Raw genomic sequence first — 15,843 nt, 5'->3', positions numbered from 1 at the left:
CACGCGTCGTGGAATTCAAGCCATCACCTTCATGAGAATCAGCAGCACAGCCATGCCACCGACGATGGTCCACATCGCACTCTTCGTCACCCGTGCGATGACGATGGCGACGATGCCGGCAAGCAGGCGCGGGTTGTCGATCGACACCGCGAGCGCGCCGTCGCGCATCAGCAGGTCGGGCGCGATCAGCGCGGTCAGCATCGCGGCCGGCACGTAGGGCAGGGCGCTGCGGAACCACATCGGCAGATTCATGCGCCCTTCCAGCGCGATGAACGATAGGCGGATCAGGTAGGTGGCCGCGCCGGAAATCAGCAACACGCCGAAGAGGATGAGGGCTTTCATGCGGTAGCCCCCTTGTCGGACGGTCGGGCGAGCAGGCGCTCAATCAGCGCGCCGACGGCAATGCCGACACACGCCGCGCTCATCAGCCCGAGCTTGTGCGGCCAGCCCGTCCACGCCACGGCCAGCGCGGCGCCGGTCAGGGCGGCGGCCAGTTGCGCACGCGTACGCAGCGCCGGCACCACGATGGCGATGAACGTGAGCGGGAGGAAGAAGTCGAGCGGCCAAGTCGCAGGCACTTGCGCGCCCAGCACCACGCCGACGATCGTCGACGCCTGCCAGCTCGACCACAACGCCACGCCAGCGCCTAGAAAATGCCAGTGGCGGTAGGCGGCTTCCTCGCTGCCGGGCTGCGCGGTGACAACCCGACGGTTCATGGCGGCGAACGCTTCGTCGGTCAGCAGATAGGCGATCAGCCATTTCCAGCGGCGCGGCAGGTGCGCCAGCGTTGGTGCAATGCTGGCTGAGTAGAGCGCGTGCCGCAGATTCACCATCGATACCGTCGCTGCAATCACCAGCGCGGGCGCGCCACCGGCCCACAACTGCACGAGGATCATCTGCGAGGCGCCACCGAAAACGATGGCGCTCATCGCCACGGCAAGCCACGCGGGCATGCCGGCGGACGTGGCCAGCACGCCGTAGATCATGCCGAACGGCACCACGCCCAGCAGCATGGGCGCGAGTGCCAGCATGCCGGCGCGAAACTCGGCGGCGCGGGGGGAAGCCATCAGAACGTGTAGCCGATCTGCTGCGCGCGATCTTCGAGTTGATCGAGCAGGCGGGCCAACGGCGCCAGCGCGTTGTAGCGGCTGCACACACGGCGCAGGTAGGCGATGAAGCGCGGGGTGTCTTCCACGTAGCCGGTCTTGCCGTCGCGGTAGCGCAGGCGCGCGAAGATGCCGGCCACCTTCAGATGGCGTTGTGCGCCCATCCATTCGAGCGCGCGGTAGAACTCGCCGAAGTCTTCATCCACCGGCAGCTTGGCGGCGCGGGCAGCTTCCCAGTAGCGCACGGCCCAATCCAGCTCCTGCTCTTCATCCCACGACAGGAATGCATCGCGCAGCAGCGAGGCGGCGTCGTAGGTGATCGGGCCGTAGACAGCATCCTGGAAGTCCAGCACGCCCGGCTGCGATGGGTCGGCCGCGTTGATCATCAGGTTGCGCGGCATGTAGTCCCGGTGGACGTACACGCGGGGCTGGGCCAGGGCGCTGTCGACCAGCAGCTTGAACACTTTGTCGAGCGATTCGCGCTGGGCGGTGTCCAACGGGCGTTGCAGATGGCGATCGACATACCAGTCGGGAAACAGCGACAGCTCGCGGCGCAGCAGCGCTTCGTCGTACGACGGCAACTCGCCTTCGCGCGAGGCCAACTGCCAGCGCACCAGGGTATGGATGGCGGGGCGGAACAGCGCGTCGGCGTAGGCGAGGTCGAAATCGCGTTCGCGCAGCGATTGCAAATACGTTTGCGGGCCCAGGTCGGTCAGCAGGAGGAAGCCCTGCGCGAGATCCTGCTCCAGCACCTGAGGTGCATGCACGCCGGCGCCATTCAGCAGGCCCGCCACATGAACGAACGGGCGGCAGTCTTCCTGCGGCGGCGGGGCGTCCATGACCACCAGCGTGCCGTTGGCGCTGTCCAGGCGGAAATAACGGCGGAAGCTGGCATCGGCCGAAGCGGGCTGCAGCGTGTCGATGCGCAGGCCGTGGGCGGCGGGCAATGTGCCGAGCCAGTCGCGCAGTTGACTGAGACGTGCGTCGGTTGCGCCTGCTGCGGCGCCAGGGGTCGAAGCCATGCTGAGAGAATGCTGGAATGTGGCTGGAAGGAAGCCCCGTATAATACCCGACCGAGTTTCGCCGCGAGCGAGCGCCGGCCCTGTCCAGGCCGCGTCCGGCGGCGGGATTGACCGCAGTACTGACTGATTTTGTGCCTGTGCGTGCCGTTGCGCGTGCGGCCCTGTTCCCGATCTGCATGACCGAACCGAACCGAGCCAGGAAAAACCGGCAGCGCGCTGCTGTTGCCGCGCCCGATCAGCGGCCCGCCATCCGGCGCGGCACGCTGGCATTGCGCCCGCTGGTGTTCGCGGTGGCCGGTGTCTGGACGGCGACGTCCGCGGCGCAGAGCGCGGACACCACGCAAGCGACGGCGCCTGCTGTCACCCCGGCCTCGTCGGTGACAGCGCTGGCCACGTCCGGCCCGACCACGCCCGGCGGCAGTCCGCTGGTGCCCAAGATGGCCGAGCCCGTCCAGCGACCGGACAACGCTGTCCCCACCTTTACCGCGGCCGACAAGATGGACGGCCGCACCAACGAAGACATTCATCTGCGCGGCAATGGCGAATTGCGCCGCAATGGGTCGGTGCTCAAGGGCGACACCCTCGACTACAACCAGGACACCGACGTTGCGACCGCCACCGGCAACGTGCGGCTGTTCAAGGGCGGCACGCTTGTCACCGGCCCGGATGCCAAGCTCAAGGTCACCGCCAACGAAGGCACCATCAGCACGCCGACCTACGAGTTCCACACTACGGGCGGGCACGGTACCGCAGACCGCATCGACTTCATCGACAAGGACAACAGCCGCATCACGCGCGGTACGTACACCACGTGCTCGCCCGACAATGTCGACTGGTACTTCAGCGCGAGCCGCATCGACATCGACAGCGATCGCCAGGTCGGTACTGGCCGCAACGGCGTGCTGCATTTCTTCGGCGTGCCGGTGTTTGCCGCGCCGATCATGGATTTTCCGCTCAATGACGACCGCCGCAGCGGTTTCCTGGCACCGGTCTTCGGCTACAACAGCCGCAGCGGGACGGACGTCACGCTGCCGTACTACTTCAACATCGCGCCGAATCGCGATCTGACGTTGTACCCGCGTCTGCTGAGTCAGCGTGGTCTGCAGCTTGGTGCCGAATACCGCTATCTTGATACGTCGTACAGCGGCGTCCTGCGCGGCGAATTCCTGCCCGATGACCGCGAAGCAGGCCGCAACCGCTGGTCGATTTCGGCAGTACACACGCAGCGCCTGGCGCCTGGCCTGACTGGCTACATCAACTACAACAAGGTCTCCGATAACACCTATCCGGATGACCTTGGCCGCAGCATCGTCACGGCGACGCAGCGCCAGTACACGCAGGAAGGCGGCGTCACCTATTCCGTCGGCGACTGGGTGGCTCAGGCGCGCGTGCAGAAGTTCCAGACACTGTCAACCACTACTACGCCGCTGGCAGCGCCATACGAGCGGACACCACAGTTGAACCTGTCGTACACGCGATACGACGCGGGTGGCTTCGACATTAACTTCCAAACCGACTACACGCGGTTTTCGATCCCGACGGCCAACACCGTCCAGGGCGAACGTCTGTTCATGCAGCCGACGATCAGCTATCCGATCATCCGGCCGGGCTGGTTTGTGACACCGAAGTTCATCCTGAACGCCACATCGTATCGACTGGACCGTCCTGCAGGTGATACGCAGGACACGCAGATCAATCGCACGCTGCCGACGTTCTCGCTCGATTCGGGCATGACCTTCGAGCGCGATGCGCCACTGGTCACCAAGTTGTTTGGCGTGAGCTACATCCAGACGCTGGAGCCGCGCGTGTTCTACGTGTACACGCCGTATCGCGACCAGTCGCAGATCCCGCTGTTCGATACTGCGCAGTCGGACTACAACCTCGGCCAGATCTTTACCGAGAACCCATACACGGGTTACGACCGCATTGCCGATAACAACAAACTGACGGCGGGCGTGACTACGCGCTTTATTGAAGCGGAATCGGGCATTGAGCGTTTGCGTGCCACGATCGCGCAGCGTATCGATTTCGAAGGCCAGCGCGTGACGCTGGCCGGTGCGGCACCGACGTCGGTGCGCCGCTATTCGGACCTTCTGGGCGCGACTACGATCCAGATGTTCCGCGGCATCTTTTTCGATACGAACCTTCAGTACAATCAGGACATCGACCGCATCATGCGCTCGACCGTCGCATTCAGCTGGAAGCCGGAAGCCAACAAGGTGATCAACCTCGGCTACCGCTATTACCGGCAAGACGCCAATACCGGTCAGCTGCCGCTGGAACAGGCCGATATCTCAACGCAGTGGCCGATTACACGGCGCCTCTACGGTCTGGGCCGCATCGGCTACGACCTGGATGCGCGCAAGCCATCGGATATGCTGCTTGGCCTTGAATATGTGGCGGACTGCTGGGTCGGCCGACTGGCGGTACAGCGCTACAGCAATGCGGTTTCGGGCTATACGACGCATATCTTTGCCCAGATCGAATTCAAGGGTTTGTCGAAGGTGGGGAACAATCCGATCGACGTGATTCGTCTGAACGTGCCCGGCTACCAGCCGGTGACCGCACAGCCGATCACGCCGTCCGTGCTGGATCAATATGAATAACGACATCATGGCTTTCCAATCAACCGCTTTCGCCACGCGTGTGGCTCCTCTGGGCCGCTTGCGTGTTGCCACCGGCGTGCTGGTCGCGCTGATGGCGGGGACCACGCTGTCGCCAGCCGTCCACGCGCAGCAGGCGCAATCGGCAAAGAAGAGCGCACCCGTGCGCGGCATCTTCGCCAACCCGGGTTCGTCGCCGAGCCAGCCGCTGCTGCAGGGCACGCTGCCCGAGCCGACGGCTCCGGGTGCGCCGCGCAGCCAGTTGGTCGACGAGGTGGTGGCCGTGGTCAACACCGACGTCATCACCCGCCGCGAACTGCTCAACCGCGCGGATCTGGTTGAGCGTACGTTCCGCGCGCAGAATCGTCCGCTGCCGCCGCGCGCAGATATGCTCGGTGAAGTGCTTGAGCAACTGATCCTGGAGCGTGTGCAGGCGCAGACCGCCAAGGAAAGCGGCATCCGCGTGTCCGACGCCGATGTGGATCGTGCCGTGGAAAGCGTGGCCCAGCGCAACAACCTGTCCGTGCCGCAGCTCAAGAGCAAGCTGAAGGACGCCGGCATGACGTACGACAAGTACCGCGACGACCTGCGTCAGGAAATCCTGCTGGCTCGCCTGCGTGAGCGTGAGGTCGACTCCAAGGTGCAGGTCTACGACGGCGAGATCGACAACTATCTGGCGCAGCAGGGCGGCAGAACGGCCCCGGCTGGCGAGCAGCAATACAACGTCGCGCAGATTCTCGTGCCGGTCGCCGAAGGCGCCACGGATGCCGAGAAGGCCGCAGCGCGCAGCAAGGCCGAGGCTCTGCTCAAACAGGCACAGGGCGGTGCGGATTTCGCCAAGCTGGCCCGTGACAATTCTGGCGCGCCGGATGCCTCGCAAGGCGGCGAACTTGGGCTGCGTCCGATCGGTCGCTTGCCGGCTGTGTTTGCCAACGCCGTGGTCGACATGAAGGCCGGCCAAGTAGCGAGCCAAGTGGTAGAAAGCCCGGCCGGCTATCACGTGATCAAGCTGTTGGAGAAGCGCGCACCGAGCACGGCGATTGCCGCCAAGGTGCAGCAGACGCAAGTGCGCCACATCCTGATCAAGACCGGTCCGACGATGTCCGCGGACGACGCGCGCCGCCAGTTGGTGGGCCTACGTGATCGGATCGTCCACGGCTATGACTTTGGCGATGCGGCACGCCGGTATTCGCAGGACGGTTCGGCCGGTGCGGGTGGCGAGCTGGGCTGGGTGTCCCCGGGTCAGCTCGTGCCGGAATTCGAGCAGGCGATGAACCAGCTCAAGCCGGGCGATGTATCGCAGCCGGTGCAGAGCCAGTTCGGAGTGCATCTGATCCAAGTGGAGGGCCGCCGCGAGGCCGAGGTGTCGGGAGATCGCCAGCGCGACTACGCACGCTCTGTGATTCGCGAGCAGAAGGTGCAGGCCGCCTATGAAGATTGGCTGCGTGAGCTGCGCGACTCGGCACACGTGGAATACCGTGTGAACCGTCAGCAGTAAGCTACGGAGATCCGCATCGCTCACGGCCGCCTGCGGGCGGCCGTGGCGTTTCTAGACCGATCGGAAATCATTGCAGGAAAGCGCTGCATGCTGAACATTGCCATCACCACCGGAGAACCTGCCGGTATCGGCCCCGACATCACCGTGGCCGCGTTGCTGCATTTGGCGCGGCAGGCGTCGCCGCGCTACGCCGATGTGCAGTGGCACGTGATTGGCGACGCGGCATTGCTGCAGGCGCGCGCTGATGCGATCGGGCAGGGCGATTTCTGGCGCGTTGCCTCCACGGCGCTGACTATTGTGGAGCGCCCGCTGGGTGCGCCGGTGCGCGCTGGCGTGCTTGATGCCGCCAACGGTCCCTATGTGCTGGACCTGCTCGATGCAGCCATCGACGGCTGCCAGGTTGGCACGGCGGACGGCGTCCGTTACGACGCGATGGTCACGGCGCCGGTGCAGAAGAGCACGATCAACGACGCAGGCGTGCCGTTTACCGGCCACACCGAATACCTGGCGGAGCGCAGCCGCACGCCGCGCGTGGTGATGATGCTCGCTGGCCCGCAGCCGGCGCACGACAACGCCATGCTGCGCGTCGCGCTGGCGACGACGCATTTGCCGCTGCGCGAGGTGCCGGACGCCATCACGCCAGCAGTGCTCGACGAAACGCTCGACATCGTGCAACGTGATTTGCGCACACGCTTCGGCTTGACCGCACCGCGCATCCTCGTGACGGGGTTGAATCCGCATGCGGGTGAATCAGGTCACCTCGGCCGCGAAGAGCTCGAGGTGATCGAGCCGGCCATCGCGCGTGCGCGTGCGCGTGGAATCGATGCGCGCGGTCCGTATCCAGCCGATACGCTGTTCCAGCCGCGCCTTCTGGCAGACGCCGATTGCGTGCTGGCGATGTACCACGACCAAGGCTTGGCGCCGCTCAAGTACGGCACCTTTGGGCATGGCGTGAACATCACGCTGGGCCTGCCGTTCGTGCGCACGTCGGTGGACCACGGTACGGCGCTGGACCTGGCGGGCACGGGTCGCGCCGAGTTCGGCAGCATGATCGAGGCGATCGATACCGCCATCGCCATGGCGCGGCACACGGTACGTTCCTGAGTTTCTTCACCTTTTCGATTTCGAGTTCGCAATGGCACGATCCACGACCGGCGTTCACCAGGGGCACCAGGCCCGCAAGCGCTTCGGCCAGAACTTCCTGGTCGATGACGGCGTGATCCACGCCATTGTTGCCGCCATTGATCCGAAGCCCGACGATGTGCTCGTCGAGATCGGCCCGGGGCTGGGCGCGCTCACCGTGCCGCTCATGGAGCGCGTGCGCACGCTGCAAGTGGTCGAGCTGGACCGTGACCTCGTCGCGCGCTTGCAGAAGCGTTTCGGCGATCGGCTGATCGTGCATGCAGGTGATGCACTCGCGTTTGATTTCGGTTCGCTGGTGGAGGCAGACCGGCCGCTGCGCATCGTCGGCAACCTGCCATACAACATCTCGAGCCCGCTGCTGTTCCATCTGGCTACGTTCGCCGATCGTGTGCGCGATCAGCATTTCATGCTGCAGAAAGAGGTGGTTGAGCGCATGGTGGCCGCGCCGGGTAGCAAGGCGTTCAGCCGGTTGTCGGTGATGCTGCAGGTGCGCTACTACATGGAGCTGGTGCTGGAGGTGCCGCCGGGCTCGTTCAACCCGCCGCCCAAGGTGGATTCAGCGGTGGTGCGGATGATTCCCTGGCCGGCCGATAAATCGCCGTATGCGCCGGTCGACATGCGCGCTCTGGGCACGGTGGTGACGATGGCGTTTTCGCAGCGGCGCAAGGTGCTGCGCAACACGCTGGGGGCGCTGCGCGACGTGATCGATTTCGAAGCGCTTGGCTTTGATCTGGGCCGCCGCGCAGAAGAAGTGCCGGTAGAAGAATTCGTGGCGGTGGCGAATGCGCTGCCGGCCAACCGCATCGCCGGCAGCGTTTCCGCTCTTAGCGAAGATTGACCAGCAGGATGCCCGACAGCACGAGCACCGCCGCCAGCGCAAACCGCAGGCCCACCGGCTCGTGCAACAGCAGCACGCCAAACGCCACGCCAAACAGCGGCGTCAGGAACGAGAACACCGACAACCGCGACGCCAGGTAGCGGCGCAGCAGCCAGAACCACGTCAGGTAACTGGCGAATGCAATCAGCACGGATTGGTAAGCAAGGCTGGCCAGCGCCGTGGGCGTGAGGTTCGCGGTAAAGACCTGGCCGGTGCCGGCGGCCATCAACAGCAGCAGCACGGCCGAGACGGCCAATTGGTACAGCAGCGTCTTCGCCGCCGGTGCTTCGGAGAGCTTGCTTGCCCGCACGACGATGGTCGTCGCGCCCCACAGCGCGCCTGCCACCACGCCCAGCGCGTCGCCCAACGAGGTCGACGGCCCGGCCGCCGGGTGCAGGACACCGTCGGCAAACGCCAGCACGATCCCCGCAAACGCAATGCCGATGCCCGCCCACTGGCGCGGGCGCAGGTGCTCGCCCGGCACAAAGAAATGCAGGCCGAGCGCGGTGAAGATGGGGGCGGTGTAGAGGAACACCGCCATGCGCGAAGCGGTCGTGTAGCCAAGGCCGATGAAGATGCACAGGAACTCGACGCCGAACAGCACGCCGGCTATCAGGCCGCCGGCCAGCGTGCCGTCGCGCAACGAGAGGCACGTGCCGCGCCAGAGCGCAAATGCGAACACCAGGACTGACGCAATTGCCGAACGCACGCCAGCCTGCATGACGGGGCCCACGTCGTGCGCGGCCACCTTGATGGCGACCTGCTGAAAGCCCCAGCACATGCACAGCACCACCATCAGGCCGATGGCGGTGCCGTCCAGCGGCCGGCGGATGGCGTCAGTGGCGGTTGCCATCGGGCATCGAGCGCGCCTGGATCAGCTCGATCTTGTAGCCGTCCGGATCTTCCACAAACGCAATGATGGTGCTGCCGCCCTTGACCGGGCCGGCTTCGCGCGTGACCTTGCCGCCCGCGTTGCGAATCTGGTCGCAGGCTTGCGCGGCATTGTCGACCTCGATGGCAAGGTGGCCGAACGCTGAGCCGAGGTCGTATTCGCTCACGCCGTAGTTGTAGGTCAGCTCAATGACGGTGTTGCCGGCCTCCGGGCCGTAGCCGACGAACGCGAGGGAGTATTTGTATTCCGGGTTATCACTGGTGCGCAGCAGCTGCATGCCGAGCACCTTGGTGTAGAAGTCGATCGATCGCTGCATGTCGCCGACGCGCAGCATGGTGTGGAGCATTCGCATGGGATTTCCTTCCTGGGGGACTGCGGAAGGCCATATTGTAGGAGGGTGTGGCGGAGCGTGCAGGCGAGGGGTTTTTGCTGCAGCCGCATCCCTCTTACGCCGTTGCGGCGGGGGCGAGGCGAATCAGAATGCCGGCAAGTATTCCGGCGGATGCGAGCGCAGTTGTTCGCGCGCCTCACGAAACTCCGGAAAGATCGACTCCACCGTGTCCCAAAAACGCGGGCTGTGGTTCATTTCCTTGAGATGCGCGAGCTCATGCGCAACCACGTAGTCGATCAGACTCAGCGGGAAATGCACGAGGCGCCAGTTCAGACGGATTTTGCCGTCGGCGGTGCAGCTTCCCCACCGCGTGGCCGCTGAGGACAGCGCATACGCGCTGTGCCGCACGCCCAGGCGCTCGGCATACACCTCAAGGCGTTCGCCGAAGAGGCGTCGCGCCTGCGTCTGCAGCCAGCCTTGTACGCGGTCCTTGATCTGCTGCTCGGTGGTGCTGGGCGGCAGGCCCAGGTGCAGCATGCTGGCGTCGGCATCGAACATCAACGCGCCGATGGGCGATTCCAGCTTAAGCGTGATCGTTTTGCCGAGGAACGGCAGCGCGGCGCCGTCCTGCCACTCCATGGGCGGCAGCATGCGGCGTGCGGCGTTCGCGCGCCATTCGGCCAGCTTGGCGAAGATCCACTTCTGCTTTTCGGCGATGGCGTGCTCGATCTCGGCGAGTGTGACCCAGCGCGGTGCCGTGATCGACAGGCCGCGGTCGTCGATGACAAAGCCGATGGTGCGCCGCGACGAACGCTTGAGGTTATAGATGAGCGCGCGCTCGCCCAGCGTCAGACGGCGCTGGTTGGGGCCGAGCGGTGCGGTGGAAAAGTCGAGTGCGGGCGGGGCGAGGAGGGACGCGTCAGGCGGCTGCGAAGGCGACGGGGCTTCGGGCGCGAGCAGCGGCAGCTCAAGCTGGACGCTGTCGGCGGTGGTGGGTGAAGTCGGTGGGCGCAGCAGTTTCATGCGTGCTCGCGGTAGCTATCGGCGTCGATTCTACGCATTTCTGCTTCGATCCACGCTTCGACTTCGCGGTTGAGTTCGTCGCTGGTCTTGCCGGCGCTCGAAATGGCTGGCCCGACCGAAAGCGTGATCAAGCCCGGATGCTTCAGGAACGAATTGCGCGGCCACACCCGGCCGGAGTTGTGCGCGATGGGAATGACCCATGCGCCGGTATCCACGGCAAAGCGCGCACCGCCGCTCTTGTAGCGCGGCTTCGGGTCGCCCGAGCGCGTGCGCGTGCCTTCCGGAAACATGATCACCCATGCGCCGTCTGCAAGGCGCTCTTTGCCCTGGCGCGCGACCGAGGTGAACGCATTGGCGCCGTCCTTGCGGTTGATGTGCACCATCTTGAGCATGCCGAGCGCCCATCCGAAGAACGGTACATACAGCAGCTCGCGCTTGAACACGTAGCACAGCGGGCGCGGCATGGTCGCAACATAGGCCATGGTTTCCCACGCCGACTGATGCTTGGAAAGCAGCACCACCTGCTTGTTGGTGGCGACGGCTTCCTCGATGTTCTCCCAGCCCTGGTATTGCCAGCGGATGCCGAGCAGCCAGCGCGCCATCCAGATGGCAGACTTCGTCCAGCCGGACACCATCCAGAAGCGGCGGTGCGGGTTCATGAACGGAAAGACGATGAAGCAGGCCACCGCATAAATCGGTGTCCAGAAGATCAAGAAAACCAGGTACAGCAGCGAACGGATAAAAGTCATTGGGGGCGAATTCAAGGGGCGCGCGTGGGCGTGCCCTGGGGCGCAGGGGATAGCAGCGCACGCGCAAACGCACGCAGGTCCTCATGAATCTGGGTGCCTGGGGGCAGGTCGCCGGCATCGCGGGTCTTGGCGCCCTTGCCGGTCAGTACGAGGTGCGGAACGGCGCCGACTTCGACGCCGGCTTGCAGGTCGCGCAGCGAGTCACCCACGACCGGCACGCCCGTCAGGTCCATGTCGAAGCGGCGTGCAATCTCGCGGAGCATGCCGGACTTGGGCTTGCGGCACTCGCACGCATCGGCGGCGGTGTGCGGGCAGAAGAAGACGGCATCGACGCGCCCGCCGTAGGTGGCCAGCGCCTTGTACATCTTCTCGTGCATGGCGTTGAGCGCGGCGGCCTCGAACAGGCCGCGTCCGATGCCCGACTGGTTGGTTGCCACCACCACCTGGTAGCCGGCCTGGTTCAGCTCTGCAATGGCTTCCAGGCTGCCGTCGAGGGCGATCCACTCGTCTGGCGACTTGATGAACTGGTCGCTGTCGCGGTTGATGACGCCATCGCGGTCGAGAATCACCAGTTTGGGAACATGGGGCATGGTGGGCTCCGAACGGTGCTTGGGGTGCCGATCAGGCGGCCAGCTTGGAGATGTCCGCGACGCGGTTCATCAAGCCGTGCAGTTCACCCAGCAGAGCGAGGCGGTTGTCGCGCAGCGCGGTGTCGTCGGCCATCACCATCACGCCGTCGAAGAAAGTGTCGACCGCTTCGCGCAGACCAGCCAGCGTCTTGAGCGCGGTGGTGAAATCGCCGCGTGCGAAGGCATCGTGCACTTGTGGCTCCGACAAAGCCACGGCCTGGTGCAGCGCACGCTCGGCGTCTTCCTTGAGCAGTTGCGGCTGCACGGCACCAATGGCCACGTCGGTCTTCTTCAGGATGTTGGTGATGCGCTTGTTGGCGGCGGCCAGCGCTTCTGCCTGAGGCAGGGCAGCAAAGGCGCGCACGGCTTCGAGGCGCGCGACGATGTCGTCCAGCCGCTGCGGCCGCTGGCTCACCACGGCTTCCACCTCGTTGGTGCTGTAGCCCTTGTCCTTCAGGTAGCCGCGCAGGCGGTCGTACAGGAAGTCGGAGATGGCGGCCAGGTCCGGTTTGACAGCGGCGATGCCGTCGAAGCTGGCAGCGGCAATCTGCAGGGCATCGTCGATCGTGAGCGCGAGCGGCTTTTCGATCAGCATGCGCAGGATGCCCAGGGCGTGGCGGCGCAGCGCGAACGGGTCTTTCTCCCCCGTGGGTTGCAGGCCGATGCCCCAGATACCGACCAGCGTTTCCAGCTTGTCGGCCAGTGCCACCACGGTACCGGTGGCGGTGCTGGGCAGCGCATCGCCGGCAAAGCGCGGCTGGTAATGCTCGGAGCAGGCCAGCGCCACGTCGTCGGGCTCGCCATCGTGGCGGGCGTAGTAAGTGCCCATCGTGCCCTGCAGCTCGGGGAACTCGCCCACCATGTCGGTCAGCAGATCGGCCTTGGCCAGCAACGCGCCGCGCGAGGCGTGTGCCACATCCGCGCCGAGCTTCTCGGCCAGTTGGCCGGCGATGGCCTGCAGGCGCGACACACGCTCAAGCTGCGTGCCGATCTTGTTGTGATAGACCACGCGCGAAAGCAACGGCACACGATCGGCCAGCGGCTTTTTCTTGTCCTGCTCGAAGAAGAAGCGGGCGTCGGCCAGGCGCGGGCGGACCACGCGTTCGTTGCCTTGAATGATGGCCTCGGGCGTGCCCGTGGCGATGTTCGAGACGATCAGGAAGCGGTTGCGCAGGTGCCCTTGTGCATCGGTCAGTGCAAAGTACTTCTGGTTGGTCTGCATGGTCAGGATCAGGCACTCCTGCGGCACGGCGAGGAAGGCTTCCTCGAAATGGCAAGGGTAGACCACAGGCCATTCGACCAGCGCGTTCACCTCATCGAGCAGCGCTTCGGGCATGACCACCGTATCGGCGCCGGCCGTCTTGAGCAGTTCGGCGCGGATGGCTTCCTTGCGCTTGCCATAGCTGGCGATGACCTTGCCCTGCGACTCCAGCGCGCTCGCATACGATGTAGCGTCTTTGATGACGATTTCGCCGGCCGACAGGAAACGGTGGCCCAGCGTCACGTTGCCCGCTTGCAGGCCAAATGCGCTGACAGGGATGATTTCGCTGTCGAACAGTGCGATCAGCTTGTGTGCGGGGCGCACGAACTGAACGTTCTCGCCGTTCGGGCGCTGATACGTCATCACCTTCGGGATCGGAAGGTTGGCGATGGTCTGCGACAGTGCAGTCTGCAGGCCGTCGGCCAGCACGGCGCCGCGCGCGGTATAGCGATAGAACAGCGCTTCGGCCTTGCCGTCGGGCGCGCGTTCGAGCGATTCGGGCGCGATGGCGCCCACGCCCACGGTCTTGGCCAGCGCAGCCAGCTTCTTGACGAGCGGCGCGGCAGGCTTGCCCTCGGCATCGAAGGCGATGGTCACGGGCAGCACCTTCTCGCGCAGCTCGCGATCGGGCGCGGTGCGGCGCACGCCGGTGATCGATGCAGCCAGGCGACGCGGCGTGGCAAAACCTTCCACGGCGGCGCCCTCTTCGAGCAGGCCTTGCGCCGACAGACCGTCAAACAGGCCGCGCGCAAACGCCTCGCCCAGGCGGGCCAGCGCCTTGGGCGGCAGTTCTTCGGTCAGCAGTTCGATCAGGAGGGTGGACATAGCGTTTGAATCGGTGACGTCGTTGTTCTGCGCCGCTTGGTGTTCAGATCAGTTGCGGCGGTACGTTGTGTTGTTCGGTTCAGTGATCAGCAGGGCGAGCCGGGCACGGGCTCCACGCCCGACAGCAGCCACACGCCGTTCTGCTGCTGGAACTGCAATTGCGTGCCGGCGCACTGGCTCGGCGGCGGAGGCGGCGCAATCGGCGCAGGGGTGGTGCCGGGCGCAGCCGCATCGCGGCGCAGGAAGCGGGCCGACAGCAAGCCGCGTCGCGCGTCGTAACGCACCTCTTGCAGCGTGCCGGACACGTTGAATTCCAGACGGCTCGGCAGTTGCCCCGCCGAACGGAACACGCGCGCACGGCGCTGTGCCTTTGCGCCGGTGCCTTGCCACTCCACCCACGTGAGCGGGAAGCGCAGGGCCGTCGCATACGTGCGCAACGGCACGCGATGCCAGCCGAGGTCACGCGCGCCGGACAGGTCGCAGGCCATCGTGCGCACCAAGCTCGTCCATTGATCGATCGACGGCGGCGGCGGCGTCCACGCCGTGCTCAGCGCTTGCTGAAGCGGCTTGGAATCGGCCACGCAAAGCTGCGTCAGGGTGCTGGGCACGACAAAAACCTTCTCTGTCGATGCCGCCTTGGACGTGCGATGCCGCGCCGCTTGCGCGACGCTCGCCGGTAGCGCCAGCGCGGCGATGGACGCTGCCGTCAGCAGCGCCAGGCCACGCCGTGCTCGGTTGGCCGTCATGCGGCCTCCGTGGTCTTGGCGGCGGCAGCGGCCGTGCCGCACATCGGGAAGCCCAGGCGCTCGCGCGAGTCGTAGTAGGCCTGCGCGACCAGACGCGACAGGTTGCGAATACGGCCGATGTAGGCTGCGCGCTCCGTCACCGAAATCGCGCCGCGTGCGTCCAGCAGGTTGAAGGTGTGGCCGGCCTTGAGCACTTGCTCGTAGGCGGGCAGGGCCAGTTGCACGACAGGTGCGTCGCCCTCGGCGGCGGCGTCACCTTCTGCGCGCACGCCCATCAGGCGCTTGGCTTCGGCTTCGTGCTCGGCAAAGCGGCGGAACAGCACAGTCGTGTCGGCCTGCTCGAAGTTGTACGTCGATTGCTCGACTTCGTTCTGGTGATAGACGTCGCCGTAGGTCAGGCGGCGCTTCACGGGGCCATTCGGGCCCGGCTCTTCCCACTCCGTCCAGACCAGGTCGTAGATGTTCTCGACCTGCTGCAGGTACATCGCCAGACGTTCGATGCCGTAGGTGATCTCACCGGTCACAGGCTTGCAGTCGAGGCCGCCGACTTGCTGGAAGTACGTGAATTGCGTGACTTCCATGCCGTTGAGCCACACCTCCCAGCCCAGGCCCCAGGCGCCGAGCGTGGGGTTTTCCCAGTCGTCTTCGACAAAGCGCACGTCGTTCTGCTTCAGGTCCAGGCCCAGCGCTTCCAGCGAACCGAGGTACAGATCGAGGATGTTTTCCGGTGCAGGCTTGAGCACCACTTGGTACTGGTAGTAATGCTGCAGGCGGTTCGGATTCTCGCCGTAGCGGCCGTCCTTGGGGCGGCGCGACGGTTGCACGTAGGCGGCACGCCACGGCTCAGGGCCGATCGCGCGCAGGAAGGTGTGCACGTGCGACGTGCCGGCGCCGACTTCGAGGTCGATCGGCTGCAGCAGGGCGCAGCCCTGGGCGTCCCAGTACGACTGCAGCTTGAGAATGAGTTGCTGGAAGGTGAGCATGGTGGTACCCGTTGGTCCGCGGCGGCACGGAACGTGCGTTGCGCCGCGCGACGGTGGAATGCAGCGGCGGGCACGAGAAGCGCCTGGCTCCGTGCCCGCCGTAAAACGTTGAATTTTAGCGTTTTTTGTCAGCGACTCCGGAAAGTGGCTCGAAA

15 protein-coding genes are annotated in these 15,843 nt (G+C 65.4%); 4 read left to right on the top strand and 11 right to left on the bottom strand.

What is annotated here, in order from left to right; all coding sequences use genetic code 11:
* Positions 1 to 15 precede the first annotated feature (15 nt).
* The 3 genes from DOD19_RS12745 to DOD19_RS12735 are packed head-to-tail and all read right to left on the bottom strand — an operon-like array spanning position 16 to position 2,128.
* The gene (locus DOD19_RS12745; protein WP_112185846.1) at positions 16 to 342 is read right to left on the bottom strand and encodes an AzlD domain-containing protein; all 327 of its coding nucleotides are present in this window, start codon (positions 340 to 342) and stop codon (positions 16 to 18) included.
* On the bottom strand, positions 339 to 1,067 hold the full coding sequence (locus DOD19_RS12740) for an AzlC family ABC transporter permease (RefSeq protein WP_112185844.1): 729 nt from the start codon (positions 1,065 to 1,067) through the stop codon (positions 339 to 341). Before DOD19_RS12740 ends, DOD19_RS12745 begins: the two co-directional genes overlap by 4 nt.
* Positions 1,067 to 2,128 (bottom strand): aminoglycoside phosphotransferase family protein, encoded by a 1,062-nt coding sequence (locus DOD19_RS12735; protein WP_112185843.1) that lies wholly within the window; start codon positions 2,126 to 2,128, stop codon positions 1,067 to 1,069. Before DOD19_RS12735 ends, DOD19_RS12740 begins: the two co-directional genes overlap by 1 nt.
* A 176-nt stretch (positions 2,129 to 2,304) precedes the next feature.
* Here DOD19_RS12735 and DOD19_RS12730 point away from each other — a divergent pair, with 176 nt between their 5' ends.
* The 4 genes from DOD19_RS12730 (at position 2,305) to rsmA (ending at position 8,210) form a co-directional block, all read left to right on the top strand.
* Complete coding sequence (locus DOD19_RS12730) at positions 2,305 to 4,734, top strand: LPS-assembly protein LptD (protein ID WP_112186045.1); 2,430 nt, start codon at positions 2,305 to 2,307, stop codon at positions 4,732 to 4,734.
* A gap of 7 nt (positions 4,735 to 4,741) precedes the next feature.
* A complete protein-coding gene (locus DOD19_RS12725) occupies positions 4,742 to 6,229 on the top strand; it encodes a peptidylprolyl isomerase (protein ID WP_204360053.1) in 1,488 nt (495 codons plus the stop codon).
* Between the two features lie 87 nt (positions 6,230 to 6,316).
* Positions 6,317 to 7,333, top strand: coding sequence for a 4-hydroxythreonine-4-phosphate dehydrogenase PdxA (pdxA, locus tag DOD19_RS12720; RefSeq protein WP_112185839.1), 1,017 nt, complete (start codon positions 6,317 to 6,319; stop codon positions 7,331 to 7,333).
* A gap of 31 nt (positions 7,334 to 7,364) precedes the next feature.
* On the top strand, positions 7,365 to 8,210 hold the full coding sequence (gene rsmA, locus DOD19_RS12715) for a 16S rRNA (adenine(1518)-N(6)/adenine(1519)-N(6))-dimethyltransferase RsmA (RefSeq protein WP_112185837.1): 846 nt from the start codon (positions 7,365 to 7,367) through the stop codon (positions 8,208 to 8,210).
* Here the strand turns inward: rsmA and DOD19_RS12710 are convergent.
* The 8 genes from DOD19_RS12710 to glyQ all read right to left on the bottom strand — a co-directional run bounded on the left by DOD19_RS12710 (position 8,197) and on the right by glyQ (position 15,688).
* Positions 8,197 to 9,102: a DMT family transporter gene (locus tag DOD19_RS12710; RefSeq protein ID WP_112185835.1), complete on the bottom strand. Its 906-nt coding sequence runs from the start codon at positions 9,100 to 9,102 to the stop codon at positions 8,197 to 8,199. The two genes, rsmA and DOD19_RS12710, sit on opposite strands and share 14 nt — an antisense overlap.
* Complete coding sequence (gene gloA / locus DOD19_RS12705; protein WP_024976612.1) at positions 9,086 to 9,493, bottom strand: lactoylglutathione lyase; 408 nt, start codon at positions 9,491 to 9,493, stop codon at positions 9,086 to 9,088. The genes DOD19_RS12710 and gloA overlap by 17 nt, the downstream gene beginning before the upstream one ends.
* Before the next feature lie 123 nt (positions 9,494 to 9,616).
* The gene (locus tag DOD19_RS12700) at positions 9,617 to 10,495 is read right to left on the bottom strand and encodes a SprT family zinc-dependent metalloprotease (RefSeq protein WP_024976611.1); all 879 of its coding nucleotides are present in this window, start codon (positions 10,493 to 10,495) and stop codon (positions 9,617 to 9,619) included.
* Positions 10,492 to 11,244, bottom strand: coding sequence for a lysophospholipid acyltransferase family protein (locus DOD19_RS12695; RefSeq protein WP_112185833.1), 753 nt, complete (start codon positions 11,242 to 11,244; stop codon positions 10,492 to 10,494). Before DOD19_RS12695 ends, DOD19_RS12700 begins: the two co-directional genes overlap by 4 nt.
* Before the next feature lie 11 nt (positions 11,245 to 11,255).
* Positions 11,256 to 11,834 (bottom strand): D-glycero-beta-D-manno-heptose 1,7-bisphosphate 7-phosphatase, encoded by a 579-nt coding sequence (gene gmhB / locus DOD19_RS12690; protein ID WP_024976609.1) that lies wholly within the window; start codon positions 11,832 to 11,834, stop codon positions 11,256 to 11,258.
* A gap of 31 nt (positions 11,835 to 11,865) precedes the next feature.
* The gene (glyS, locus tag DOD19_RS12685; protein ID WP_112185832.1) at positions 11,866 to 13,959 is read right to left on the bottom strand and encodes a glycine--tRNA ligase subunit beta; all 2,094 of its coding nucleotides are present in this window, start codon (positions 13,957 to 13,959) and stop codon (positions 11,866 to 11,868) included.
* A gap of 86 nt (positions 13,960 to 14,045) precedes the next feature.
* Positions 14,046 to 14,705, bottom strand: a complete 660-nt coding sequence (locus DOD19_RS12680; RefSeq protein WP_112185830.1) for a hypothetical protein — start codon at positions 14,703 to 14,705, stop codon at positions 14,046 to 14,048.
* The gene (gene glyQ, locus DOD19_RS12675; RefSeq protein ID WP_024976606.1) at positions 14,702 to 15,688 is read right to left on the bottom strand and encodes a glycine--tRNA ligase subunit alpha; all 987 of its coding nucleotides are present in this window, start codon (positions 15,686 to 15,688) and stop codon (positions 14,702 to 14,704) included. The genes DOD19_RS12680 and glyQ overlap by 4 nt, the downstream gene beginning before the upstream one ends.
* Positions 15,689 to 15,843 lie beyond the last annotated feature (155 nt).

It is taken from the genome of Ralstonia sp. GX3-BWBA, from assembly GCF_003290055.1.
Taxonomy (GTDB): Bacteria; Pseudomonadota; Gammaproteobacteria; order Burkholderiales; family Burkholderiaceae; genus Ralstonia; species Ralstonia holmesii.
This window is presented reverse-complemented; position numbering and strand designations above follow the sequence as displayed.